Source organism: Actibacterium pelagium (assembly GCF_002285415.1).
Lineage (GTDB): Bacteria > Pseudomonadota > Alphaproteobacteria > Rhodobacterales > Rhodobacteraceae > Actibacterium_B > Actibacterium_B pelagium.
Genome location: NZ_NSBU01000007.1, coordinates 1149531 through 1174557, shown reverse-complemented (window position 1 = coordinate 1174557; position 25027 = coordinate 1149531). Strand labels below are relative to the sequence as shown.

Annotated in this window: 29 protein-coding genes; 16 read left to right on the top strand and 13 right to left on the bottom strand. The window is 58.5% G+C overall.

What is annotated here, in order from left to right:
* Positions 1–180 precede the first annotated feature (180 nt).
* The 8 genes from rpsA to CLM58_RS14685 all read left to right on the top strand — a co-directional run bounded on the left by rpsA (position 181) and on the right by CLM58_RS14685 (position 6317).
* A complete protein-coding gene (gene rpsA / locus CLM58_RS14720; protein WP_095596630.1) occupies positions 181–1860 on the top strand; it encodes a 30S ribosomal protein S1 in 1680 nt (559 codons plus the stop codon).
* A 285-nt stretch (positions 1861–2145) separates the two neighbouring features.
* The gene (gene ihfB / locus CLM58_RS14715; protein ID WP_095596629.1) at positions 2146–2427 is read left to right on the top strand and encodes an integration host factor subunit beta; all 282 of its coding nucleotides are present in this window, start codon (positions 2146–2148) and stop codon (positions 2425–2427) included.
* 13 nt (positions 2428–2440) lie between these two features.
* Positions 2441–2800 (top strand): LapA family protein, encoded by a 360-nt coding sequence (locus CLM58_RS14710; RefSeq protein ID WP_095596628.1) that lies wholly within the window; start codon positions 2441–2443, stop codon positions 2798–2800.
* A gap of 10 nt (positions 2801–2810) precedes the next feature.
* A complete protein-coding gene (locus tag CLM58_RS14705) occupies positions 2811–3458 on the top strand; it encodes a phosphoribosylanthranilate isomerase (RefSeq protein ID WP_095596627.1) in 648 nt (215 codons plus the stop codon).
* A gap of 1 nt (position 3459) precedes the next feature.
* On the top strand, positions 3460–3693 hold the full coding sequence (locus CLM58_RS14700; RefSeq protein ID WP_095596626.1) for a hypothetical protein: 234 nt from the start codon (positions 3460–3462) through the stop codon (positions 3691–3693).
* 12 nt (positions 3694–3705) lie between these two features.
* On the top strand, positions 3706–4935 hold the full coding sequence (gene trpB, locus CLM58_RS14695) for a tryptophan synthase subunit beta (protein WP_095596625.1): 1230 nt from the start codon (positions 3706–3708) through the stop codon (positions 4933–4935).
* 309 nt (positions 4936–5244) lie between these two features.
* Positions 5245–5748 carry a hypothetical protein gene (locus CLM58_RS17050; protein ID WP_143226583.1) on the top strand — a complete coding sequence of 168 codons (504 nt, stop codon included), beginning with the start codon at positions 5245–5247 and terminating at the stop codon, positions 5746–5748.
* Between the two features lie 65 nt (positions 5749–5813).
* Positions 5814–6317 (top strand): helix-turn-helix transcriptional regulator, encoded by a 504-nt coding sequence (locus CLM58_RS14685; protein WP_308422184.1) that lies wholly within the window; start codon positions 5814–5816, stop codon positions 6315–6317.
* A 1-nt stretch (position 6318) separates the two neighbouring features.
* Here the strand turns inward: CLM58_RS14685 and CLM58_RS14680 are convergent, their stop codons facing one another.
* On the bottom strand, positions 6319–6693 hold the full coding sequence (locus CLM58_RS14680) for a DUF2237 family protein (protein ID WP_095596624.1): 375 nt from the start codon (positions 6691–6693) through the stop codon (positions 6319–6321).
* Positions 6690–7367, bottom strand: a complete 678-nt coding sequence (gene pth, locus CLM58_RS14675) for an aminoacyl-tRNA hydrolase (RefSeq protein WP_095596623.1) — start codon at positions 7365–7367, stop codon at positions 6690–6692. The genes CLM58_RS14680 and pth overlap by 4 nt, the downstream gene beginning before the upstream one ends.
* Positions 7368–7462: 95 nt before the next feature.
* Here pth and CLM58_RS14670 point away from each other — a divergent pair, with 95 nt between their 5' ends.
* A complete protein-coding gene (locus CLM58_RS14670; protein WP_158221920.1) occupies positions 7463–8143 on the top strand; it encodes an FkbM family methyltransferase in 681 nt (226 codons plus the stop codon).
* A 45-nt stretch (positions 8144–8188) separates the two neighbouring features.
* Here CLM58_RS14670 and CLM58_RS14665 read toward each other — a convergent pair whose 3' ends face one another.
* The 6 genes from CLM58_RS14665 to CLM58_RS14640 form a co-directional block, all read right to left on the bottom strand.
* Complete coding sequence (locus tag CLM58_RS14665) at positions 8189–8836, bottom strand: 50S ribosomal protein L25/general stress protein Ctc (protein ID WP_095596621.1); 648 nt, start codon at positions 8834–8836, stop codon at positions 8189–8191.
* A 97-nt stretch (positions 8837–8933) separates the two neighbouring features.
* Positions 8934–9650, bottom strand: coding sequence for an LrgB family protein (locus tag CLM58_RS14660; RefSeq protein WP_095596620.1), 717 nt, complete (start codon positions 9648–9650; stop codon positions 8934–8936).
* On the bottom strand, positions 9643–9999 hold the full coding sequence (locus CLM58_RS14655; RefSeq protein ID WP_095596619.1) for a CidA/LrgA family protein: 357 nt from the start codon (positions 9997–9999) through the stop codon (positions 9643–9645). The genes CLM58_RS14660 and CLM58_RS14655 overlap by 8 nt, the downstream gene beginning before the upstream one ends.
* Positions 9999–11162: an alpha-hydroxy acid oxidase gene (locus tag CLM58_RS14650; RefSeq protein ID WP_095596618.1), complete on the bottom strand. Its 1164-nt coding sequence runs from the start codon at positions 11160–11162 to the stop codon at positions 9999–10001. The genes CLM58_RS14655 and CLM58_RS14650 overlap by 1 nt, the downstream gene beginning before the upstream one ends.
* A gap of 57 nt (positions 11163–11219) precedes the next feature.
* Complete coding sequence (gene trpA / locus CLM58_RS14645; protein WP_095597133.1) at positions 11220–12011, bottom strand: tryptophan synthase subunit alpha; 792 nt, start codon at positions 12009–12011, stop codon at positions 11220–11222.
* 68 nt (positions 12012–12079) lie between these two features.
* The gene (locus CLM58_RS14640) at positions 12080–12490 is read right to left on the bottom strand and encodes a VOC family protein (protein WP_095596617.1); all 411 of its coding nucleotides are present in this window, start codon (positions 12488–12490) and stop codon (positions 12080–12082) included.
* Between the two features lie 124 nt (positions 12491–12614).
* Between CLM58_RS14640 and ychF the strand changes: the two genes are divergently transcribed.
* Positions 12615–13712: a redox-regulated ATPase YchF gene (gene ychF / locus CLM58_RS14635; RefSeq protein ID WP_095596616.1), complete on the top strand. Its 1098-nt coding sequence runs from the start codon at positions 12615–12617 to the stop codon at positions 13710–13712.
* Positions 13713–13718: 6 nt separating this feature from the next.
* Here ychF and CLM58_RS14630 read toward each other — a convergent pair whose 3' ends face one another.
* Positions 13719–14681: a pirin family protein gene (locus CLM58_RS14630; protein ID WP_095596615.1), complete on the bottom strand. Its 963-nt coding sequence runs from the start codon at positions 14679–14681 to the stop codon at positions 13719–13721.
* A 217-nt stretch (positions 14682–14898) separates the two neighbouring features.
* On the opposite strand from CLM58_RS14630, the gene dusA reads away from it, so the two are divergent.
* Together dusA and CLM58_RS14620 are read left to right on the top strand one after the other, a co-directional pair.
* Positions 14899–15915: a tRNA dihydrouridine(20/20a) synthase DusA gene (gene dusA, locus CLM58_RS14625; RefSeq protein ID WP_095596614.1), complete on the top strand. Its 1017-nt coding sequence runs from the start codon at positions 14899–14901 to the stop codon at positions 15913–15915.
* A 58-nt stretch (positions 15916–15973) separates the two neighbouring features.
* The gene (locus CLM58_RS14620) at positions 15974–16795 is read left to right on the top strand and encodes a sulfite exporter TauE/SafE family protein (RefSeq protein WP_095596613.1); all 822 of its coding nucleotides are present in this window, start codon (positions 15974–15976) and stop codon (positions 16793–16795) included.
* A gap of 4 nt (positions 16796–16799) precedes the next feature.
* On the opposite strand, the gene CLM58_RS14615 is transcribed toward CLM58_RS14620, so the two are convergent.
* From CLM58_RS14615 to ccmI, 3 genes are read right to left on the bottom strand one after another with little or no spacing between them, the layout of a single operon-like run.
* Positions 16800–17033: a DUF1289 domain-containing protein gene (locus CLM58_RS14615; protein ID WP_095596612.1), complete on the bottom strand. Its 234-nt coding sequence runs from the start codon at positions 17031–17033 to the stop codon at positions 16800–16802.
* A gap of 1 nt (position 17034) precedes the next feature.
* Complete coding sequence (gene ruvX, locus CLM58_RS14610; protein WP_095596611.1) at positions 17035–17508, bottom strand: Holliday junction resolvase RuvX; 474 nt, start codon at positions 17506–17508, stop codon at positions 17035–17037.
* Positions 17505–18722 (bottom strand): c-type cytochrome biogenesis protein CcmI, encoded by a 1218-nt coding sequence (gene ccmI / locus CLM58_RS14605; protein WP_095596610.1) that lies wholly within the window; start codon positions 18720–18722, stop codon positions 17505–17507. The genes ruvX and ccmI overlap by 4 nt, the downstream gene beginning before the upstream one ends.
* 233 nt (positions 18723–18955) lie before the next feature.
* On the opposite strand from ccmI, the gene CLM58_RS14600 reads away from it, so the two are divergent.
* Positions 18956–19564, top strand: coding sequence for a superoxide dismutase (locus CLM58_RS14600; protein WP_095596609.1), 609 nt, complete (start codon positions 18956–18958; stop codon positions 19562–19564).
* A gap of 86 nt (positions 19565–19650) precedes the next feature.
* On the opposite strand, the gene CLM58_RS14595 is transcribed toward CLM58_RS14600, so the two are convergent.
* Positions 19651–20208 (bottom strand): LOG family protein, encoded by a 558-nt coding sequence (locus tag CLM58_RS14595; RefSeq protein WP_095596608.1) that lies wholly within the window; start codon positions 20206–20208, stop codon positions 19651–19653.
* 97 nt (positions 20209–20305) lie between these two features.
* Here CLM58_RS14595 and CLM58_RS17370 point away from each other — a divergent pair, with 97 nt between their 5' ends.
* From CLM58_RS17370 to CLM58_RS14580, 3 genes are all read left to right on the top strand, one after another.
* Positions 20306–22162: a LysM peptidoglycan-binding domain-containing protein gene (locus tag CLM58_RS17370; protein WP_229666089.1), complete on the top strand. Its 1857-nt coding sequence runs from the start codon at positions 20306–20308 to the stop codon at positions 22160–22162.
* Positions 22163–22218: 56 nt separating this feature from the next.
* Positions 22219–24066, top strand: coding sequence for an ABCB family ABC transporter ATP-binding protein/permease (locus CLM58_RS14585; protein WP_095596606.1), 1848 nt, complete (start codon positions 22219–22221; stop codon positions 24064–24066).
* A 181-nt stretch (positions 24067–24247) separates the two neighbouring features.
* Positions 24248–25027, top strand: a complete 780-nt coding sequence (locus CLM58_RS14580) for a hypothetical protein (protein ID WP_143226582.1) — start codon at positions 24248–24250, stop codon at positions 25025–25027.

The following is a 25027-nucleotide window of genomic DNA, read 5'->3' as shown; positions in this document are numbered from 1 at the left end:
CGACCGTTAAGAGTCGCAGGCGCGGTGAGCAGGGCCCGAGGATGACCTCTGGCCCTTCTTGTTTGTGTTTTTCACCGCGACTGCTGCCCTTGGAAAACCGGCCCCGGACGCAATGAAACCAAGACCGGCGGAGACAACCGCTCGGCCCGCAAAAATGTTAGTAAAGGAAACTGAGACCACATGGCTCAAAACACATCGATGGAGGAATTCGAAGCCCTCCTAGCAGAAAGCTTCGAAATCGACACTCCGGACGAAGGTTCGGTTGTCAAAGGTAAAGTCATCGCAGTCGAAGCTGGCCAAGCCATCATCGACGTAGGCTACAAAATGGAAGGCCGCGTTGACCTCAAAGAATTCGCAAACCCTGGTGAAGCACCGGAAGTGGCTGTTGGCGACGAAGTAGAGGTTTACCTCGACCGCGTTGAAAACGCCCGTGGCGAAGCGGTTATCAGCCGTGAAAAAGCCCGCCGTGAAGAAGCTTGGGACCGTCTGGAAAAAGCATACGCAGACGAAGAGCGCGTCGAAGGCGCCATCTTCGGTCGCGTCAAAGGCGGCTTCACTGTCGACCTGGGTGGCGCAGTTGCGTTCCTGCCCGGCTCGCAGGTTGACGTACGCCCCGTACGTGACGCTGGCCCGCTGATGGGTCTGAAGCAGCCGTTCCAGATCCTGAAAATGGACCGTCGTCGTGGCAACATCGTTGTTTCGCGTCGCGCAATCCTGGAAGAGTCGCGTGCCGAACAGCGTGCTGAAGTCATCGGCAACCTGTCCGAAGGCATGGCAGTTGAAGGCGTTGTCAAGAACATCACCGAATACGGTGCGTTCGTTGACCTGGGCGGCGTTGACGGCCTGCTGCACGTCACCGACATGGCATGGCGCCGTGTAAACCACCCGTCGGAAATCCTGTCGATCGGCGAAACCGTCAAGGTTCAGGTCGTCAAGATCAACAAAGAAACCCACCGCATCAGCCTTGGCATGAAACAGCTGCAGGCCGATCCGTGGGATGCTGTTGAAGCCAAGTACCCGCTGGAATCGACCCACATGGGCCGCGTCACCAACATCACCGACTACGGTGCATTTGTTGAGCTGGAGCCGGGCGTCGAAGGTCTGGTTCACGTTTCCGAAATGTCCTGGACCAAGAAAAACGTCCACCCGGGCAAAATCGTTTCGACCTCTCAGGAAGTCGAAGTCATGGTTCTGGAAATCGACAGCACCAAGCGTCGCGTCTCCCTGGGTCTCAAGCAGACCATGCGCAACCCGTGGGAAGTGTTCGCCGAGAACAACCCCGAGGGCACCGAGGTCGAGGGCGAGGTCAAGAACATCACCGAATTCGGTCTGTTCATCGGCCTGGACAACGACATCGACGGCATGGTTCACCTGTCCGACCTGTCGTGGGAAGAGCGTGGCGAAGACGCGATCCAGAACTACCGCAAAGGCGACATGGTCAAGGCCGTTGTCACCGAAGTGGACACCGACAAAGAGCGCATCAGCCTGTCGGTCAAAGCTCTGGGCGGCGACAAGTTCGCTGAAGCAACTGGCGGCGTGAAGCGCGGCTCGATCATCACCGTTGAGGTCACTGCGATCGAAGACGGCGGTATCGAAGTCGAATACGAAGGCATGAAGTCCTTCATCCGTCGTTCGGACCTGTCGCGCGACCGCGCAGACCAGCGCCCCGAGCGCTTTGGCGTTGGCGACAAAGTCGACGTTCGCGTCACCAACATCGACTCCAAGACCCGCCGTCTGGGCCTGTCGATCAAGGCACGCGAAATCGCGGAAGAGAAAGAAGCGGTCGAACAGTACGGCTCTTCGGACTCGGGTGCATCGCTTGGCGATATCCTGGGTGCCGCGCTCAAAGGCGACGAATAAGCGACCCGCTGAAATCTATTGGAAAGCCCCGCCAACCGGCGGGGCTTTTCTTTCGCGAATCGTAAAGTCGTAAAGTCACAGCTTGGCTTTCGCAGTCGCGGCAATCGGGCTTTGTGGCGTCAGCAAGGTGACTTTGGCGGGTTGGGAAACCCGGAACAGTCGAATATTTCACGGGTTTTCAAAGGCTTTCTCTTTGAGCGCCGAAGAAATCAGCCTATATTGAACGGCATAATTTCAAGCATCGCACCACAAAGGCGCGGCATATTACGGGAGGGTGACGGACCAATGATCCGGTCGGAATTGATCCAGAAAATCGCAGACGAAAATCCCCATCTGTATCAGCGCGATGTCGAGCGTATCGTGAATACGATCTTTGAAGAGATTATCGACGCCATGTCGAACGGCGACCGCGTGGAATTGCGCGGCTTTGGCGCTTTTTCGGTCAAACAGCGCGATGCGCGCACGGGTCGCAACCCCCGGACCGGTGAATCGGTTGAAGTCGAAGCCAAAAGCGTGCCTTTCTTCAAGACAGGTAAACTCCTTCGGGATCGCCTGAACGGCAACTAACGGGACGCACCCAATGCGCTATCTCAAGTATTTTTTCCTCGCAGTGCTTGCGCTGTGCCTGCTGACCCTTGCTCTGGCAAATCGCCAGATGGTCACTCTGACGTTGCTGCCAAAGCAGATGGCGGTGTTCTCAGGGATCGCGTGGCAGATCGAACTGCCGCTTTTCGTTGTGGTGATTGGCGGTCTGATCGCCGGCCTGCTGGTCGGTTTCGTGTGGGAATGGATGCGCGAACATCGGCACCGCGCCGAAGCCAGCCGTGCCAAGCGTGACGCGGGCAAGATGGAACGTGAATTGCGCCGTTTGAAGAAATCCAAGCAGGAAGATCAGGACGAAGTGCTGGCTTTGCTTGAGGATAGCCCCAAGGCGGGCTAAATCAGCCTGCATGAACAATATTCGGGTAAAGATTTGTGGGCTGTCGACGCCCGACCATGTGGCCGCCGCAGTGGATGCAGGCGCAGCCTATGTTGGATTTGTATTCTTCCCGAAGTCGCCTCGGAATGTTTCGATCGAACTGGCTGCAGAATTAGCGGCAGAGGTTCCCGTAGGCGTGGCCAAGGTGGCCTTGGTTGTGAATGCCGATAACGCACTGCTGGACGAAATCACCGCAAAGGTGCCCGTCGATATGCTGCAGCTTCACGGCAAGGAAACCCCGGCGCGCGTTGCCGAGGTGAAAGAGCGTTACGGACTGCCAGTGATGAAGGCCGTCGGTATTGCCGACGCCGAGGATCTGGCACAGATTGACGCCTATATGCCGGTGGCTGACCAGTTGCTGATCGACGCGAAACCGCCAAAGAACGCGGACCTGCCGGGGGGCAATGGCCTGTCCTTTGACTGGACACTTCTGGCAGGACGCAAATACTGGACAAAACCGTGGATGCTGGCCGGTGGTCTGACCCCGGACAACGTCGGCGAAGCCGCCCGCCGGACGGGCGCACAACAAGTAGATGTCTCCTCGGGTGTGGAAAGCGCACCGGGGCAAAAAGATAGCGATATGATCGCGGCCTTCATCGAGGCTGCGCAAGGAGGCTGAATTGGCTCTAGTAACTAAGCTTGAAAAGGACGATCGTTCGATCAAGGCCCTGCACCCGACCCAGTTGGTGTGTAGATACATGGTTGAAGAGAATGGCGGGCGGCGCATCCTTCAGTTAAACACCTACGGGTCGGCGGAACGGGACAATCCTGAGAAGCTAAGCCAAACACTACAATTCAGCGAAGAATCGGCTCAGGAACTCTTTGAGATGCTTAAGAGCGAATTTGGGTTCTAGAAGGATAAAAAGATGAACGACCTATTCAACAGCTTTATGACTGGCCCAGATGAAAACGGCCGGTTCGGCGATTTCGGTGGCCGCTTTGTCAGTGAAACCCTGATGCCTCTGATCCTGAGCCTTGAAGAAGAATACGAAAAGGCCAAGACCGACGACAGCTTCTGGGCTGAGATGGACGACCTGTGGGAGCACTATGTCGGCCGCCCCAGCCCGCTGTACTATGCCCCCGGTCTGACCGAGCATCTGGGCGGCGCCAAGATCTACCTGAAGCGGGACGAACTGAACCACACCGGCGCCCACAAGATCAACAACGTGCTGGGTCAGATCCTGCTGGCGCGCCGCATGGGTAAGACCCGGATCATCGCGGAAACCGGGGCAGGGCAGCATGGCGTGGCCACAGCGACCGTCTGTGCGAAGTTTGGTCTGAAGTGTGTCGTCTACATGGGTGCCCATGACGTAGAGCGTCAGGCCCCCAACGTCTTCCGTATGCGCCTTTTGGGTGCCGAAGTCATTCCGGTCACCTCGGGACGTGGCACGCTGAAAGACGCAATGAACGACGCGCTGCGCGATTGGGTGACCAACGTGCGCGACACGTTCTACTGCATCGGCACCGTGGCTGGTCCGCACCCGTACCCGGCCATGGTTCGCGATTTCCAAGCCATCATCGGTAAAGAAGCCAAACAGCAGATGCTGGCGGCCGAAGGCCGTTTGCCCGACACGCTGATCGCAGCGATTGGCGGTGGCTCGAATGCGATGGGCCTGTTCTTCCCGTTCCTCGATGACAAGGATGTTCGGATCATCGGCGTCGAAGCGGGCGGCAAAGGCGTGAACGAGAAGATGGAGCACTGCGCTTCGCTGACCGGCGGTCGTCCGGGCGTTCTGCACGGCAACCGCACCTACCTGCTTCAGGATGACGACGGGCAGATTCTTGAGGGCCATTCGATCTCTGCTGGTCTTGATTATCCGGGCATCGGGCCAGAACATTCCTGGCTGCACGATATCGGCCGCGCCGAATATGTTTCGATCACGGACCGTGAAGCGCTGGATGCCTTCCAGCTGCTGTGTCAGACCGAGGGGATCATCCCCGCGCTGGAACCCAGCCACGCCCTGGCGCATGTCGCCAAGATCGCGCCGACACTGCCGAAAGATCACCTGATCTGCATGAACTTGTGTGGTCGTGGCGACAAGGACATCTTCACCGTCGCCCGCGCGCTTGGTTTCGATATGGGCGATTTCGAGTAAGCCAGCGTTGATAATCTAATTCAAAGGCGTCTAAACCGCAGTTTAGGCGCCTTTTCCTTTGGTTTATTGGCGAAACCCAAAACCTTTGGCAAAGTGATGCTCGTGGCGCTGTGGGGGAGCCAACAAGTGTGTTGCGATATCGTAAGGCGCTGATGCCAAACCCACACCCGCTTGGATACATGACAGGAACTGATCGACATTCTTCGCTGCGAATGTTGATCATGATTGTCGGTTGTCTAAGGCTGATCGAAGGCCGATTTGCATCATTGGCTGGCCCGGGTATCTTGGGCTGGTCGGAGACCTGAACCAATGCGCAATGTATTAACAGCCCTGTTCCTAACCTGCACTCCTGCGACCTTGCTGGCGCAAGAGCAGTCGCCGCAGTCTCTGATCGTCCAGCAGCTTAATAAGCAGGGCTTTGAGATTGAGCGGCTTTCCCGGACGCTTTTGGGCAGGGTCCGAGTTGTCTCCAACAACGGTAAGCTAGAGCGCGAAACGGTTTTCAACCCGAGAACCGGACATGTGCTGCGCGACATCTGGCGCGTTGTTTCTTCGGATGATGACGGCAACAGTATAGTTCTGATTTCGCCGCCAAGTGGCGGCAGCGGCAATCAGAACTCTGGTTCCGGTAGCGAAGACGGGGAAGACTCGGGCGAGGACTACGGCAGTGGCTATGATGATGACGAGTACGACGACAGCTATGATGACGAGCCCGACGAACCTGACGAGCCGGATGAGTCCGACGAACCTGATGAGCCTGATGAACCCGATGAGCCCGATGAGCCGGATGAACCCGACGAGCCCGACGACTAAGTGGACAGCGGCAGATCGGGGAACTGGTCGCCTCAATGCGGCTGATTTAAGGACAAGGTGGCAGCGTGGGTAAAAGCGCAGGAATAATTGCGATCCTTGCGCTGCAGGGGCTGTGCGCCGGCTTCCTGATCGCGAATATGCTGATCTCTGTCTTGGCACTGCCCATTGCCCCGGTTGCGTGGCAATTCCTTGAACTTCTTGAAATAGGGGCGGCCCTGGGGCTTCTTCTGGGCTTGGTCATGGGCACAATCCTGCTGCGACACATGATGCGCGACAACGCCCGTGTCGAAGAACAACTGCGTGTCGCCTCGGGCGCGTTCATGGAGTTGTTGACCGACAGGTTCACCGAATGGGGCCTGACGAAGGCCGAGAAAGACGTCGCGTTGTTTTCCATCAAGGGGCTCAGCACCGCCGAGATTGCCGAGATGCGGAAGACCTCGGAAGGGACGGTCAAGGCGCAGACCAATGCGATTTACAAGAAAGCAGGGGTTAGCGGGCGTGCACAGCTGCTAAGCCTGTTCATCGACGACCTGTTCGATGAAACGCTGCTTTCGAAGCAGGGCAACTAGGCTACAGCTTGTAGGCTTCCAAGATTTCCAAAGGAACTACGTCCAAGGCACGTTGATGGGTCGATTCCAGATCGACGCGCGGCGCGCAGCCTTCTTGGTGGGCTTGAAGGAAGCGACTGGCACATAGGCACCAGCGATCCCCAGCCTTCAACCCGGGAAACCTGAACTCTGGCCGTGGGGTGGACAGGTCGTTGCCCAGATACTTCGACATTGCCAGAAACTCTTCGGTCAGAACGACGCAGACCGTGTGGCTGCCCTGATCTTCGGCGCAGGTGTTGCAGGACCCGTCGCGGAAGAATCCTGTCATCGGACTTGTCGAACAGGGCATCAATTCACTGCCCAGAACGTTTACGGCGGGTTCTTTCTTGAAGCTCATTTGAACTTATCCATCAGTTTCTGCATCGGGCTGCGCGTATCTTCGGACTCTGGTTTCGGCTCTTTCGGTTTGGTGGTCTTGGCCGGTTTGCTGGTCGAACTGCGGGGCGGGGCCACGCGCAACGCAACCGCGTTCATGAAGCGGCCGGTGTCACCTTGCGCCAGTTCTGCGGCGCCATCGCTGATGCCGCGGATCAGATCGTCCAGCCAGTCCTGATCGGCCTTTGGAAAGTCGTTCAGCACATAAGACGCAACTTTGTCCTTGTGCCCCGGATGCCCGATGCCAAGGCGCACGCGACCATAGGCTTCGCCCACGTGCCCATGGATCGACCGCAACCCGTTATGGCCCGCGTGACCGCCACCCTGTTTGTAGCGGCACTTGCCGGGGGCGAGATCAAGCTCGTCATGGAAGACGATCAGATCCTCGGGTTCCAGCTTAAAGAACCGCATCGCTTCACCCGCCGATTGGCCCGAGCGGTTCATAAAGGTTTCCGGCTTGAGCAGGATCACCTTTTCGCTGCCCAGACGGCCCTCGCTGAATAGCCCCTGAAATTTGCTGCGCCAAGGGGAAAAGCCGTGGTCCTCGGCAATGCGGTCAAGCGCCATGAAGCCGATATTGTGTCGGTTACGGGCGTATTTGGCGCCCGGATTTCCCAATCCGATGAACAGTTTCAACGAATAGTCCTCAAACTTTGATTGCCTCGTTGCTGTTCTTAGCGCGAACGGGGATTATAGGTAAATCAGATAGAACTACTGGGCGCATTTCCACCGTGTCACGAGGATTAAGTTTTAAGCTGCAAGGCGTTGCGCTAGAGATTCCCAAGGCTCTTCTGACGCCCAAGATTGAGGCCGCCCTGTCAGAGGGCCGGTACGAAGGGCAAGAGGCTGCCGCGCTGAAGGCCCATTTGGTTGCTGAGGACCGGGTTCTAGAACTAGGCACGGGGCTTGGCTATTTGGCTGTGCAGGCTGCGCGGATCGTCGGGCCAGAGGCCGTGACGACGGTTGAGCCCAACCCCGAGTTGATCCCGGTGATCAAAGCCAATCTGGAGGCAAACCAGATGCAGGGTGTGACCGTTTTGAATGGTGCGGTTCTGGACAGTCCGGTGCCCGGCGGAACCTGTCAGTTTTTTCTGACACCCGCTTTCTGGGCCGCGTCGCTGGATGCGGCGGAAAACCCTAAGGCGCGGGAAATCACGGTGACGGCCTATGGGCTGGGAAGCCTGCTGGCCGAAACGTTGGCGACTGTGTTGTTGGCGGATGTAGAGGGCGCTGAAACAGAGTTCTTCCACGCGCCTCTGCCCGATACTCTGCGCCTGATTATCCTGGAACTTCATCCGAACAAGTACGATCCAGATGCGCTGCGCCAAATCTTTGATCGCTTGTCGGGGCAGGGGTTTGGGTATTGTCCCAAGGCCAGCCGTGGGCAGATTGTCTGTTTCCAGAAAGTATAATGGGGCCCGAAGGCCCCATCTTTTCTTGCGGTAAAAGAGAGCAGATTATTCTGCGGTCTCTTCCGCTGCGGCTTCTTCGCCTTCGGCTTCGCCACCTTCTTCGTTCTCGGACGAACGCAGGCCAGACGGCGCTGCGATGTTCGCGATGACGAAGTCACGGTCGGTGATCATCGGGCGCGAGCCTGCGGGCAGTTCGATGTCCGAGATGTTGATGTTGTCGCCAACATTCAGACCGGTCAGGTCTGCAACCAGCTTCTCGGGGATGTCGCCTGCGGTAACTTTCAGTTCGACTTCCGGACGAACCGTGTTCAGTACGCCGCCCTTCTTGATGCCGGGTGCTGCGTCTTCGTTGATGAACTCAACCGGAATGAACAGGTTGATGCGCGAGGTACGGTTCAGGCGCATGAAATCAACGTGGGTCGGCAGGTCCTTTACCACGTCACGCTGAACGCCGCGGCAGATGACGCGCACGTCGTCCTGGCCTTCGACCTTCAGGTTCCACAGGGTCGAAAGGAAGCGACCGTCTTTCAGAGCTTTAAACAGCTCGTTGTATTTCACGTTGATCGGAAGCGGGTCTGCGCCGCCGCCATACACGATACCAGGGACAAGTTCTTCACGGCGTGCTTGACGAGCGGCCCCCTTGCCTGTCCCCGTCCGTACCGTGGCGTTGAAGTCAGGAATCTGACCAGCCATAGCTATTCTCCTAAATAAGTGGGCATCCTCCAAGGGTGTATGCCCGGTTGAAGCCGCGCACATACACGGGAATTGGCAGGAAGGGAAGGGGTTTCCCCTAGAAAATCAGACCCCAGAGCAGCGGTAGCAAAATTGCCGTCGCCAGCGCGTTCAGCCCCATGGCCAGTCCGGCAAAAGCGCCAGAAACCTCGCCAAGCTGCAGGGCGCGTGCGGTTCCGATCCCGTGGCTGGCCGTACCGATGGCAAATCCGCGGGCGGCTTCGTTGCGAATGCCCAGTTTTGTCAGCAGGACAGGCCCGATCATGGCCCCCAGAATGCCGGTCAGGATCACCAGAACCGCCGTCAACGATGGCAGCCCGCCAAGCTGTTCGGTCACGCCCATGGCGACCGGGGCCGTCACGGATTTTGGCGCAAGGGAAGACAAAGTCGCCTGAGAGGCGCCAAGAGCCATTGCGATCCCGATGGCAGAGGCAATGGCCGTCAGACTGCCCACAAACAGGCTTGCCATAATGGCCAGCGCGGATTTGCGCACCTTTTCGAACTGACGGTACAGCGGAATGGCCAGACAAACGGTCGCCGGGCCAAGCAGGAAGTGGACGAACTGCGCACCTTCAAAATAGGCACCGTAGCTGGTGCCAGTGATCAGCAGGAAGGCGACAAGAACCACGACCGATACCATCACCGGGTTCAGCAAAGGCGTACGCCCGCATTTGCGAAACAGCCAATTTGCCCCCTGAAACGCCAGTAGTGTCAGCGTCAGGTGCAGCAGTGGGGTGGTGTTCAGATAAACCCAGACCTCTTGAAGCTCATCCATCAGGCTGATCTCCTGACTTGCGGGTGAGCAGGTGCATGACCCAGGCCGTTACGGCGATGGTCAGGGCCGTGCTTGCTATCAAAGCGACCGCGATCGGCAGCCATTCTTCGCCTAGCAGCCGGAAGTGCAGCATGACCCCGACGCCCGCGGGAACAAACAGAAGGGCAAGGTGCGATAGCAGCCCATCTGCCACGCGGGACATATCGGCCGAGATGCCGCCCCTGACTGCCAGGTAGATGAACAGCAGGACCATTCCCGCGACTGGGCCGGGCAGGGGCAAGTCTAGTGCGCGTGTCGTGGTCTCACCAATCAGCTGGCAGGTAAAGATCAGGGTCAGCGCACCAAGCATTACTGCCAATCCCCTTCAAACCCTTTGGGGATTTGCAGAATATCCCGATCAAGGTTGGTCACCTGCCGGCGTCCGCAGAATGCCATGCTGAGGTCCAGCTCTTTTTGGATCACCTCAAGTGCCGTGGTCACCCCGGTTTGTCCCATGGCACCTAGGCCATAGATGTAGGCTCGTCCGATAAAGGTGCCTTTGGCCCCCATGGCCAAGGCTTTCAGGACGTCCTGACCCTTGCGAATGCCGCTGTCCAGATAAACCTCTGTCTTGTCGCCGACCGCATCAAGGATCGGTGTCAAAGAGCGGATCGTGGACAGAGCCCCATCCAGTTGCCGCCCGCCGTGGTTCGACACGACGATGCCATCTGCCCCGACCTCGACTGCTTTCTTCGCATCTTCGACGTCAAGGATGCCTTTCAGGATCAGCGGGCCGTCCCACTGGGCGCGGATCTTGCGGATCCGGTCCCAATCCAGTCGCGGGTCGTACTGGTTGCGCGTCCATTTTGTGAAGTTGCTGATGTCATCAACACCTTTCACGTGACCGACGATGTTGCCGAACTGCCGGTTCTTCGTCTGCAACATTTCCAGCCCCCACCGCCAATGCGTCGCCATGTCGATCAAGGTGGGCAGGGTTAGTTTCGGCGGGGTGGTCAGCCCGTTCTTTAGGTCTTTGTGGCGTTGGCCAATAATCTGCAAATCCAGCGTTAGGACCAAAGCTGAACAGTTTGCGTCCTTGGCTCGCTGGATAAGGGCTGCGGCAAATTCTTCGTCCCGCATCACATAAAGCTGAAACCAGAAGGGCTTCGAGGTCGCCGCGGCAACGGTCTCGATTGAGCAGACAGACATGGTCGACAAGGTGTAGGGCACGCCAAAGGCCTCGGCCGCGCGGGCGGCTTTGATCTCTCCATCAGCGTGCTGCATGCCTGTGGAGCCCACCGGTGCCAAGGCAACTGGCATGGACACATCCTGTCCTGCCATCTGGCTGGCGGTACTACGGTTTTCCATATTGACCGCGACGCGCTGGCGCAGTCGGATCTGGTCAAAGTCAGAAGTGTTTTCCCGGAAGGTCTGTTCTGTCCAGCTACCGCTTTCGCAATAGTCATAGAACATCTTTGGCACACGGCGCTTATAGATACGGTGCAGGTCTTCGATACAGGTAATTACTGGCATGTGGCCCTCGTATTGGTCAGGTCTTGCTACCAATCAGAGGGGCGTAGTGCAATTGCTTCAGGCGCTATGCGCCCCATCGGCCAGAGATTTAACGTAGGCGAGGATCTCGTCGACCGGCTTACCTTCTTCGATAAGCTTGACGATGGCAGAGCCCACAACCGCGCCGTCGGCGACGGATGCGATGTCGCGCGCGTTCTCGGGGGTTTTGATGCCGAAGCCAACGATAACCGGCAGGTCGGTAGAGGCCTTGATCCGCGCAACTTCCGGGCCAACGTTCGTCGCCTCAGCCGAGGCCGCGCCGGTGATACCGGTGATCGAGACATAATACACAAAGCCCGATGTGTTCTGCAGAACCTTCGGCAGACGTTTGTCATCGGTTGTCGGTGTCGCAAGGCGGATGAAGTTCAGACCTGCCGCTTGCGCGGGGATGCACAGTTCGGGGTCTTCCTCGGGGGGCAGGTCGACAACGATAAGCCCGTCGATGCCCGCTTCTTTCGCTTGCTCAAGGAACTTGGGGACGCCACGGCTGTAGATCGGGTTGTAATAGCCCATCATCACAATCGGGGTGGTGTCGTCGTTCTCGCGGAAGGCCTTGGCCATCGCCAGCGTCTTGTCCAGCGTCTGGCCCGCTTCCAGCGCACGCTGACCGGCCAGCTGAATGGTCGGCCCGTCGGCCATCGGGTCGGTGAAGGGCAGACCCAGTTCGATTACGTCTACACCCGCACCCGGCAGACCTTTCACAACCTCCAGCGAGGTGTCGTAATCGGGATCACCCGCCATCACATAGGCCACGAAGGCTTTCTTACCTTCAGCTTTCAGAGCGGCGAATTTGGCGTCGATACGGGTCATCTTGGTCATCCTTTGCGATCAGGAAAGGAAGTGCCAGAGACAGCCCGTAAGAGCAAGGGGGTCTGTGCTTATTCGGCCTCTGCGCCGGTCATGATCATCCAATGGGTGCCGAACCGGTCCTTGCCCATGCCAAAGCCAGAGGCGAAGAACGTCGCTTCAAAGGGCATTACGATTTCGCCACCCTCGGACATCAGCTTTTCGAACAGGGCCTTGCCCTCGGCTGCGTCGGCGACATCCCACGAGATCGATACAGAAGCCTGCGGTGCGTTAGACGTGCCGGGAAAAGCGTCAGAGGCAAAAAGCGGCCCTTTATCGGTGGTCAGGGTGGCGTGCATGACGTTCGACGACTGCGCCATTTCGGTCGGGGCGTCGGGCATCTGGTCGTAGCCCATGATTTCCAGCTCGCCGCCAAAAACGGCTTGGTAAAACGTCATCGCCTCGCGGCAATCGGTGTCAAAGTGAATATAGGGAACGGGCATGGGAAACTCATTTGGTTGAAAACTGGCCCAAGCCTAGCACATTTGCGCGCCGTCGCGGCATGCATTGTCTTGTGCATCCCGGCCACTGCGACTAAGAGCATCGCAAGCCAGATAGGAGCGCAAAATGGGTTTTAAAACAGGTATCGTCGGTCTTCCGAATGTCGGTAAATCGACCTTGTTCAACGCGCTGACCAAAACCGCAGCCGCACAGGCGGCGAATTTCCCGTTCTGTACGATCGAGCCGAATGTCGGCGACGTCGCCGTTCCTGATCCGCGTCTGGACACGCTGGCCGGGATTGCGCAGTCGAAGCAGATCATCCCCTCGCGCATGACCTTCGTGGATATTGCCGGTCTGGTGAAAGGCGCGTCGAAGGGCGAAGGCCTTGGCAACCAGTTCCTTGCCAACATTCGCGAATGCGACGCGATCGCCCACGTCCTGCGCTGTTTCGAAGATGATGACGTGACCCATGTTGATGGTCGCGTGAACCCGGTCGAAGACGCCGAGACCATCGAAACCGAACTGATGATCGCCGACATGGAGTCGATCGAGAAGCGCCTGCAGAACATCGTTCGCAAGGTGCGCGGTGGCGACAAGGAAGCGGTTCAGCAGGAACGTCTTTTGAAGACCGCCTTGGCCGCTTTGGAAGACGGTAAACCTGCCCGCGCCGTCGAGGTTGACGACGAAGACAAAAAAGCGTGGGACATGCTGCAACTGCTGACCACCAAGCCGATCCTGTATGTCTGCAACGTGGACGAGGATGAAGCCGCCACCGGCAATGCGCATTCCGACGCGGTCGCCAAGATGGCGGCAGAGCAGGGCGCAGCAGCCGTCGTAATCTCTGCCAAGATCGAAGAAGAAATCAGCCAGCTAGAGCCCGAAGAAGCCGAGATGTTCCTTGGCGAGTTGGGGCTGGAAGAAGCTGGTCTTGATCGACTGATCCGGGCAGGTCACGAGCTTTTGGGTCTGCAAACCTATTTCACCGTCGGCCCGAAAGAGGCCCGTGCCTGGACCATCCCGATCGGCGCGCTGGCCCCTCAGGCCGCTGGCGTCATCCACGGCGATTTTGAACGCGGCTTCATCCGCGCTGAAACCATCGCCTATGACGACTATGTCGCCAACGACGGTGAACAGGGTGCAAAAGAAGCCGGCAAGATGCGCGCCGAGGGCAAGAGCTATGTGGTGAAGGACGGTGACGTCCTGCACTTCCTGTTCAACGCCTGATCGAGCCTATTTCTTTTTCGGGAAAAGCCGCTCCATCTCTGGTGTGATCGGAATGTGATCGCCTGCGTCATCCGGGGGCAGGCGGAATTGGCCGTTTTCCCAGTCTTCGGCTTTCCACGCCTCTTTGGCGGCTTCGATCTTGTCGCGATCGGATGAGACGAAGTTCCACCAGATGTACCGGCCTTCGTTCATCGTGGCACCGCCAAGCACCATAAGTCGGGCACCGCGGTCACCTGCGCGTGCGCTGATGGAATCGCCCGGACGGAACACCATCATGCGCCCAGCCTCGAACACGTCCCCGGCGACGTCGATCGTGCCTTCCATCACATAGATGCCGCGATCCTCGTGATTATCGGGCAAGGGGAAAGAGGCACCGGGTTGCAGGATCACGTCGGCATAGAAGGTCTCGGACTGCATGGTAACTGGGCTGGTCTCGCCATAGGCAGAGCCGAGGATCAGCTTGGCATGTGCGCCCCCATCTTTGATCTCTGGCAGGGCGGCATTCTTGTGATGCTCGAAGTCAGGGGCCATGTCCTCGCAGTCTTCTGGCAGGGCGATCCATGTCTGGACACCAAAGAGTTTATGTCTGGTGTGGCGGGTTTCCTCGCTGGTCCGTTCAGAATGGGTCACACCGCGTCCGGCGACCATCCAGTTGACCTCTCCGGGATAGATCATCTGCCGCGTGCCAAGGCTGTCGCGGTGCTCGAACTCTCCTTGATACAGGTAGGTCACTGTGCCCAACCCGATATGCGGGTGGGGGCGCACGTCGATTCCGCCTTCGGTGATGAACTCTGCCGGACCCACCTGATCGAAAAAGATGAAGGGGCCAACCATCTGCCGCTTGGGGCTGGGCAGGGCGCGACGTACCTCGAACCCGCCGATATCGCGGGCGCGCGGGATGATCAGGGTCTCTAGCGCATCTGCACTGGCAGTGGGGTATTCGGGGTTCTGAGTTGGGTTCCAGCTCATCCGTGCAGTCCTTTCACCTTGGCGGGTAGGCCTAATGTAGAGAAGTCAGCGCGCCAATGTAGACCAGAATGCACAGGGCAATGGTGCGCATTGGCACAGCTGGTGTCCCGCTGGTCTGGCCTATTGGTCAAAAACAATGCTAAAGGCCTGTCCGCAACGCCGGGCAGGACCTATTTCCTGTCAGGTATCCACTTAAGTAAGACGGTGCAGACCTATCGTGACGCAATCGGCAAATATCACAGGACCTGATCTGAACCGGGCCGCGCGGCTTAGCGTGGCGCCGATGATGGATTGGACGGATCGCCATTGCAGGTATCTGCACCGGCTGATGTCGCGCGAGACGTTGCTTTACACCGAAATGGTGACCGCGCCTGCATTGGTTCGGGGTGGGGCGCTGCACCTGCTCGAATTCAATGCAGAAGAACATCCCGTGGCGGTTCAGCTTGGTGGGTCTGACCCCAAAGAGTTGGCAGAGGCGACACGGCATTGCAACGATGCTGGTTACGACGAGGTCAACCTGAACGTCGGCTGCCCCTCAGATCGGGTGCAGTCGGGGACTTTCGGTGCGGTTCTGATGAAGCAGCCGGAACTGGTTGCCGACTGTGTGGCAGCCATGGCCGAAGCGTCTAGCGTCGAGGTCACCGTGAAATGCCGGATTGGTGTGGACGATCAGGACCCCGAGGTCGTGCTGCCTGATTTCATCGAAAAGGTCAGCGCGGCGGGCGTCAAACGGATCACCATTCATGCGCGTAAGGCGTGGTTGCAGGGCCTAAGCCCGAAAGAGAACCGCGATATCCCGCCGCTGGATTATGATCTGGTGCTGCGTATGAAACAGGCCTTCCCGCATCTGCATATTTCGATCAACGGTGGGATCGAAAGTCTGGAACAGGCCAGGTCCTTTCTGGATCAGGGGCTGGATGGCGTGATGATCGGGCGTTCGGCGTACCACACGCCTTCCGACATTCTGCTTTCAGCGGATCGCGTGATTTACGGGGCCGAGGGCGCCACAACGGCGGAAGACACTGTCCGCGCCATGCTGCCCTATATTGAGCGGCACCTAACCGAGGGCGGGAAGCTGGGCAATATTTCCCGGCACATGCTTGGGCTCTTCTCGGGCCGACCCGGTGCGCGTCAGTGGCGACGGACCCTGTCGGAACAGGCGCATAAGCCCGGCGCGGGCACGGATGTCGTGCTGGCCGCGCTTGAGGCGGTCGAGACAGCGCAGGCGGCCTAAGCCTCTGGTGCTTTTCGGCGAAGGATGTTTATCTGCGCCGAAAGTTCACGAGGCTCTGATGACCGAGATAGTACAATACCTACCCCTGCTTGCCCTGCTTTTGGCCATCGGCGCTTTGGCTGGCGTTGTGGCTGGCCTGTTAGGAGTGGGCGGTGGGATCGTGCTGGTCCCCGCGTTCTTCTACACGTTTACGGTGCTTGGCTACGGCGGCGACCATGTCATGCAGATTTGTCTGGCAACCTCCTTGGCGACAATTGTCGTGACTTCAATCCGGTCGGTGATGAGTCATAATAAGAAGGGTGCCGTGGATTGGGACATCCTGAAGAAATGGGCTCCCGGTGTCGTGATCGGAGCGGTTCTGGGTGTGTTGACCGCAGCGCAGCTGAAGTCGACTGTCCTGCAAGGCATTTTCGGGTTTTTCGGTATCCTGATCGGCCTCTACATGGCGTTCGGAAAATCCGAATGGCGTCTGGGTGAGTCCATGCCGGGTGGCGCGTTGCGCGCCTTCTGGTCGACCTTCATCGGCTACATGTCGGTCCTGATGGGTGTCGGCGGAGGGTCGTTCGCGGTCCCAACACTCAGTCTGTTTGGGCGACCGATTCATCGGGCCGTGGCAACGGCCGCCGGTTTCGGATTGCTGATCGCCTTGCCCTCGGCCATTGCGTTCCTGCTGGTACCAATTCCCGCAGAGGTCCGACCGCCTTTGACCATTGGGGCGATCAACCTGCCGGCTTTCGGGATTATCATTGCGATGACCTTGCTAACCGCACCTTTGGGCGCAGAATTGGCGCATTCCATGAACCCCAAACCGCTGAAGCGGGTGTTTGCCCTGTTCATCACGCTGGTTGCGCTGAACATGCTGCGACAGACGTTTTTCTAAAAGCCTAGCGGCGATCTAGTCGAGCTTGACGCCCACCGCGCCGCTTTTTCAACAGCGGTTCGCGAGAGGGCAGTTCGTCCATGATGGATGCGCGGGTTTCGTTGGTCAGCTTTGACCACTTGGTGATCTCTTCGATGCTACGAAAGCAGCCGGTGCAGATTCGGGCCTCTGGGTGGATCACGCAGATCTGCACGCAGGGGCTTTGGATTTCGTCGCGTTTCCAGATGTCGTCGCTCATATCAGCCTTTCAGGAACTTCAGCCGGTCCAACACCCCCTGAAGGATGTAGCCCGCGGCGACATGGTCAATAACCTCGGCACGTTTCGCGCGCGAGGTATCGGCCTCTAGCAAGGCGCGTTCTGCGGCAACGGTCGAAAGCCGTTCGTCCCAGAAACCAATCGGCAAGTCGGTCAGTTGCGACAGGTTGCGGGCGAAAGCTCTGGTAGACTGACAGCGTGGGCCTTCGGTCCCGTCCATATTGCGGGGCAGGCCCAGCACGATGCCAGCGACACTGCGTTCCTTGATGATCTCAAGCAAACGGGCTGCGTCAGTCGAGAATTTCTTGCGCTTAACCGTTTCCAAAGGGGTCGCCACAGACAAGAACGTGTCGCTGACAGCCACGCCAATGGTTTTGGTGCCAAGGTCCAGCCCCATGAGCGCCTGCATCGGCGCCAAAGCCCCGGCAAACTCTTCAATCTCTTCGTGGATGCTCATTCGGCGACGCCAACCCGTTGTGCAGCGCGGCGGATGGTTTCCACTGCTTCAGGGGTGGCAGCAAAGACCTCTTGGGCCTCGGCCCAGATCGCGGCGGCCCGCTGTGTCTGACCCAACTGGCCCAGAGCGTTGATCAACTGCGCCCATTCGGCTGGCGTGCCGCCTTCGGTCCCCAAGCGTTCGGCGAGGCCGTCGACCATGCCTTGGATCATCTCGCGGCGATCCTCTGGCGACATTTCCGCTGCTGCGGCCATGTCAGAGGCGCTTGGTCCGCGTGTTGTGGGGGCAGGGGGCGTGTATTCGACACCGGCCCATGCTGCCAGCTGCTCGATATCTGCCCGGATGGGGGCAATCCACGGGGCGTCCTCGGGGCCTTCGGCCAGAAGATCGCGCCACAGGCGGAAGGCCAGATCGGGACGCCCGACCTGCTGGAACATCAAGCCGGCATAGAACCGAGCCGTCGGCTGTTTGGGGTCAATCTGCAATGCGCGGTTCAGCGCATCCTCTGCCTGCGGAGAGACATATCCGGCAGCGGCAAGGATCATGGTTTCGGCCATCATTGTGTGATCTTGGGCGGTCGCCCCGGCCCCTTTCAGACGGATGACCTGTTCCTGCGCTTTGTAGGCGGCGGCGAAGTTGCCAAGCGATGCCTCGGCCCCGGCCAGAAGAGTGAACCCCTGAAGGTCGTCGGGGCGCTCTTTCACGACTTCGCGCAATTGGGCGACCATCGGCGAGATTTCATTGGTGATTTCTGGCTGAGGAGGGATGCGTGCCTCTGCCGCGGCTTGATCCGGCCGCGTCTTGCGCACTTCTTCAGCCGTCTCGATGCGTTTATGAAGCGGAAGATCCGGGTAGTTGGGCTGGCCGATCTTTGTGTAGATCCACAGACTTCCACCGACCAGAACCGCCAACGTAAATGCCAATGCACCGTAAGTCAGACCCTTGGGGGCACCGGGTGCCGCCGTGGCCGACTGGATGGCTTTGTCGGCATCCAGAATGCGACGCGACACCTCGACCCGAACGCGCGCACCGTCTTCTTCGGACAGAACACCACGTGCGATGTCGCGCTCGACCTCTTTCAGCTGGTCGCGATAGACCTGAAGGTCGGAATCCATAGGAGCGACGGTTGCGTCGTCCTGTTTGCGCAAAAGAGCCACGACCATTCCCGCAGCAACAAGGAGCACACCTCCGATGGCAGTCAGCCAAAAAACCATGCCAAGTCCTTCCGTAACATCCCGGATGATCTAACCCGGTTAGGGGTGTGCGAAAAGGGTCAAAGCACCGCATCCCAGCTTGCGAGGTAAGAATTGCGTGAGAAATAAGGGCTGGAAAGGCCAATGCTTACAGAAACAGTCGCCAAAGAGATGAAAAGTTGTGCTGGGTCTTGACCTTTTGGGGTCTGCGGCTCAGGTATTTGCCATCACTGATTTTCGAACAGGGGGCCCCAATGGCTTTTGAACTTCCCGATCTTCCGTACGCTCATGACGCGCTGGCTGATCTTGGCATGTCCAAGGAAACGCTGGAGTATCACCACGACCTGCACCACAAGGCCTATGTCGACAATGGCAACAAGCTGATCGCCGGCACCGAGTGGGAAGGCAAGTCGCTGGAAGACATCGTCAAGGGCACCTATGCCGCTGGCGCAGTTGCGCAGAACGGCATCTTCAACAACGCTTCGCAGCACTGGAACCACATGCAGTTCTGGGAAATGATGGGCCCGGGCGGCAAAGACATGCCGGGTGAGCTGGTTGCCGCGATCACCGAAAGCTTTGGCTCGGTCGACAAGTTCAAAGAAGAATTCTCTGCCGCGGGCGCAGGCCAGTTCGGTTCTGGCTGGTGCTGGCTGGTGAAAGACACCGGCGGCGGCCTGAAGGTCACCAAGACCGAGAACGGCGTGAACCCGCTGTGCTTTGACCAGACCGCGCTTCTGGGTTGCGACGTGTGGGAGCACTCGTACTACATCGACTTCCGCAACAAGCGTCCGGCCTACTTGACCAACTTCCTGGACAACCTGGTGAACTGGGAAAACGTAGCAGAGCGTCTGTCGAACGCATAAGCGTCAGCGCATCGCTATCAAATTGTGGCCGCCCTTCGGGGCGGCCATTTCTTTCGGTGGTTTGGTGCCTGTGGCTTAGGGGGCGCTTAGGTGCTGGCCTTGGACAGAAGGTCAACAAGCGCCGGGACATCGTCTGCAACTTGAATAAAGTCACGGATGTCTTGTTCGGCGAAGCCTTCAGCGATGACATGGTTGATCAGAGACAGCAGGGGATCCCAGAACCCCTCGATGTTCAGCAACACAATAGGTTTGTTGTGCAACGCAAGCTGGCGCCAGGTCAGGATTTCGAAGAACTCGTCCAATGTGCCTGCGCCGCCGGGCATGACCACGATTGCATCAGAGTTCATATACATGACCTTTTTACGTTCATGCATGTTTTCTGTGATGACGAATGTGGACAGGTCGCGCTTGCCGACTTCGCGTTCGAAAAGGTGGATCGGGATCACCCCGAATGTCTGCGCGCTAGATCCTTGGGCCGCTCGGGCGATGCGCCCCATCAGGCCCACATCGCCTGCGCCATAGACCAAACGCCAGCCTTTATGCGCGATTGCACTGCCAAATTGTTCGGCGGCTTCGGCGTAAGCTGGTTTGCCCCCGTCGCGTGAGCCGCAAAAGACACAGATTGAATATGGATTGTTTACCATTTGAGCCTCGCCTGCCTGTTTTCTGGACCCCTGATACCCCCGTTGTTATGGTCGCTCAAGCGCGGTGATAAGGGAAGACGCGCGAGGGGAAGAGAAGATGCAGTTTTGGAATAAACTTGGGCCGGCTGGCAAGATTGCGGGCATACTGGCGATCCTGGCGGGGCTATTTCTGGTATTGCGGCCTGCGCCAGCGCCAGAAGTCGACGTTACTGCGGTAACGCCAGAGGCGGAAGCGACCGCGACTGAGGCCGAATCCGTAGCTGAACCAGTTGCTGAGGCATCGCCCGAGCCTGCAGAGGAAACGGTTGTCGAAGCCGAACCTGCGCCCGCCGCTGAAGAGAAGGTTGAAGAAGAAACTGCTGAGGTGGAGAGCGCGTCTGAAGCTGGCGCCGATCAAGAGACTCCTATAGTTGTTGAGTCCGTAGAGCCTGCGGAAGAAGCGGGCCCGGAAGAGGTTGCAGACGTCGAGCCGGTTGAGGCGACGCCCGAGGCCGAGGAAACAGAAGACACCACGTCAGTGGATGCAGCCGAGTCCGCTGAGAGCACTGCGCCTGTTGTTGAAGAGGAAACCGCGGAAACTGCGGAAACGGCTGGGGATGCCGAAAGCACTGAGCCGTCTGAGGGCGTCGAGGTTGCGGAAAGCGCTGAAACTGCGGAAAGCGCAGAGACCGCAGAAAGCGCCGAACCCGCCGATGCCGGGCAACCCGTTGTTGAGGCCGCACCAGAACCAGAGCCTGTGCCTGAACCGACGCCACCCCCGGCGCCAGCGCCGCAGCCAATCGAACCTGCGTTCGACGTTGTGCGGATCGCGCCCGATGGGAATTCCCTTGTTGCCGGTCAGGCAGAGCCGGGCGCTACGGTTTCAGTTCAATTGTCCGGAAACACTTTGGCCGAGGTCACAGCGGATGCAGCCGGCAAGTTCGTAGCATTCTTCGATCTGCCGCCAAGTAAGGCCGCGCGGGCGTTGACTCTGTCAGCCGCTTTGAGCGACGGGACTGAAGTTGGCTCGAATGACATCGTTTTCGTGCAGCCCAACCAGGTTGCTGAGCCTGAGCCTGAAGTGGCAGTGGTCGAAGAGCAACCTGCTCAGACAGAAGAAAGCACCGAGGAAACTACCGAAACCGCCGAGGCACCCGAAGCTGCCGAGGAATCCGAAACGGTTGCGGAACCCGAAACGGTTGAGGACGCCGAACCAGCGCCAAGTACCCCGACGATCGTAGTGGCCACGGATGAGGGGGTCGAGGTCGTGCAATCCGGGGCTGATACAGACCCGGCTTTGCAGAATAAGGTGATTGTCGAAGTCATCAGCTATTCCGAGACCGGCGATGTAGAGCTTGGCGGGCGTGCCGCCGCCGGAAGCTATGTGCGGCTGTATCTGGACAATGAGAATATCGGTGGCGTACGCGCCGATGAGGCTGGCAAATGGGCTGGAACCTTCGCCGATATCGTGCCCGGTCTGTATACTTTGCGGGCGGACATGGTCGCCGAAGATGGAAAAGTGGCGTCTCGGTTCGAGACACCGTTCCAGCGGGTTGACCGTAAAGTGGTAACAGCGTTGCTTGAAGAAAGTCCGGAAGCAGAGGAACCGCAGCCCGCCGGGGAAACTACCGCCGCCGCAGAGGTTGAGAAAACAGCGCAGGTCGAAGGTGCTGACGAACAGGCTGCTGAGCCGGCGGAAGGGACCAGCCAAACGGTTGAAGTCGCGACTACAGAGCCAGCCACCTCTGAACCTGTTGTGACAGAGCCAGTCGTCGCCGAGAGCCCCAAGCCAGTTGCGCCCTCTGGCCCGATCACAGTGACGGTACAGCCCGGCAACACGCTGTGGGCGATCGCAGAGAAGAACTATGGGGATGGTTTGAAATACATTGAGGTGTTTCAGGCAAACCGGGACAAGATCCGCAACCCTGACCTGATCTATCCGGGGCAGATTTTCGACGTTCCTCCCAAGAACTAGGGGTGGCTATCCTTGGTCTTCGACCCTAGGTAGGAGAGCAGTAGGAAAGGCACCCCATGCGACCGACAACTCTGGACCTTAGCAAACCCATGCCCAAGGGCAGTGGCTGGCGTGTGATCAGGCGGGTCTTGCCCTATCTTTGGCCCGAGGGTCAGGCGTGGGTGAAATACCGCGTGGTGATCGCGCTTGGGATGCTTTTGCTGTCCAAGGTTGTCTCTGTCGTTACTCCGATGTTCTACAAGGCCGCGGTTGATGCGCTGACGGGCGAAGGTGCGGCAGACCCGACGTGGATGCTGGCGATCGGTGCCATCGGTCTGACGGTCGCCTACGGCATGGCCCGGCTGATGAGCGTCGGGTTCCAGCAACTGCGCGACGTGGTTTTTGCCCGTGTCGGGCAAAGGGCGCTGCGCCGTCTGGCGCTGGAAACTTTCACCCATATTCACCGCCTGTCGATGCGCTATCACATCACGCGCAAAACCGGGGGCCTCAGCCGGATCATCGAGCGCGGCGTGAAGGGGGTAGAGTTCCTGCTACGCTTCATGCTGTTCAGCATCGGGCCGTTGATCCTAGAGCTTCTGTTCATCGCCATCATCTTCTTCGTTCTGTTTGATGCGCGTTATCTGGGCATCGTGATGGTGACCATCACGCTTTATGTCTGGTTCACCTTCAAGGTCACCGAATGGCGCGTGAAGATCCGCAAACAGATGAACGATCAAGACACGGACGCCAACCAAAAGGCCATCGACAGCCTGCTGAACTTTGAAACCGTGAAGTATTTCGGCGCTGAAAAGAGAGAGGCCGGCCGTTATGACACCGCTATGGAGGGGTATGAAAAGGCAGCGCTGAAGACCTCATACTCTTTGGCCTTCCTGAACTTTGGCCAGTCGCTGCTGATCACTGCCGGATTGGTCGGAGTTATGGTTCTGGCGGCGATGGGTGTGCAAAGCGGACAGTTGACCGTGGGCGACTTTGTCATGGTGAACGCCTACATGATCCAGATCACCATGCCGTTGAACTTTCTTGGTACCGTCTATCGCGAGATACGCCAGTCGCTGGTGGATATGTCCGAGATGTTCGACCTGTTGGAACAGCCTGCCGAGGTCGCCGACAAGCCCGGCGCCCGCGATCTGGTTTGCAGCAAAGGAGAGGTCGTTCTGAAGGATGTCGTCTTCGGCTATGACACCGAACGTCCCATCCTGAAAGGTGTGGATATCACCGTTCCTGCGGGTGGGTCATTGGCGATCGTCGGCCCGTCGGGCTCTGGCAAATCAACCATCGGACGGTTATTGTTCCGCTTTTACGACGTGAACGGGGGCAGTTTGTCGATCGACGGTCAGGATGTGCGCGACGTGACGCAGGAAAGCCTGCATGCGCAAATCGGCGTGGTTCCGCAGGACACGGTGCTGTTCAACGACACCATCTACTACAACATCGCCTATGGCCGCCCCGATGCGACCCGGTCCGAGATCGAGGCCGCCGCCAAGGCCGCCAAAATCCACGATTTCATCATGGCCTTGCCCGATGCCTATGACACCCAAGTGGGGGAGCGCGGGCTGAAACTGTCTGGCGGTGAGAAACAGCGTGTCGGCATTGCCCGCACCCTGCTGAAGAACCCGCCGATCCTGCTGCTGGACGAGGCAACCTCGGCGCTGGACAGCGAGACAGAGGCCTCGATCCAGAAAGAGCTGAACGACATGGGGCAGGGGCGTACCGTCCTGATGATCGCCCACCGACTGTCGACCATCGTGGATGCGGATGAGATCATAGTGCTGGAAAACGGCGTGATCGCCGAACGCGGGACGCATGACGCCTTGCTGGAGAAAGAGGGCCGCTACGCCGCGATGTGGAACCGTCAACTGTCCGAGCATGAGATGCACCAGAAGGCCACAAAACAACCTGCATAGGGTGAAGGTCTAAAGGATTTAACAGGACGTTCTGCCGCCAAAACCCCGAATATTGTGGGCCGTTTGGGGCCGAAAAAGCTTGCTGACCTGAATCAATGTCGCGGCCACTGGTCCGGTTTATCCTCTCTATCGTGGCGCCCGAGGGACGACACCCTCCGGCGTAGCAATATGGGAGGAAATCATGCTTAGAAGAAAGTCTACTCGACTGTTTATGGCGGCAGCGCTTTTTGTCACAGCAGTGACGTCGCCCGCCCTTGTGACTGCGGAAACCAAAGTCGGCTCTAGTGTGGAAAGCAGGGTCATATTGGCGTTCAAAGCCAATGACGCGGCCGTGCAGGCGATGATGCCAGAGGGATGGAAAGCGATCACTTTGCCAAAAGGGCCGATTGCCGGAACGAACTTGCTTGTTGTCTTCATGGATCGCCACCTGATGCGCGACGCCGAAGGCAAGCCCTTAAGCCCGTCTAATGAACTGTCCTCGGCCGTGCTGGCCTATGGGGTGAAAAAGGGCGTCGAGGGTGCGCGTATGTTCGTCGCCAAGGATTACGGCTCGCCCCCGCTTGCCGCCCCCTATGGGAAAGGAACTGCTGCAACGCTTTCCAAATCCGGAAGCGACATGGTGAATACTGAAGGCGATGTGAGTGTAAGCGTGTCCTTCTCTGTCGCGCCTGAAACAGGCGGAGAGATAGGGTTCGACCTGTCCTACACTGCCGGAACACCGAGCCTAAGCGAAGACCAGACGGCGATGCCGCATTCAACCGAGGATCCAGAGTTCCATCGCATCTATCGCTATGACCAATTGGTCGAGCTGTTGATGAGCAAGGCCTTGGGTAAACCGCTGAACGGTACTGTGACTTATACCGTCACTGCGCCGGAACTGGCCGCAGCCTTCGACGGCAGCGAGGAGCTTGTCTCAATCCTTGCCATTCCGGTCTATGTCCGCGACGTTTTCCTGCCCTGA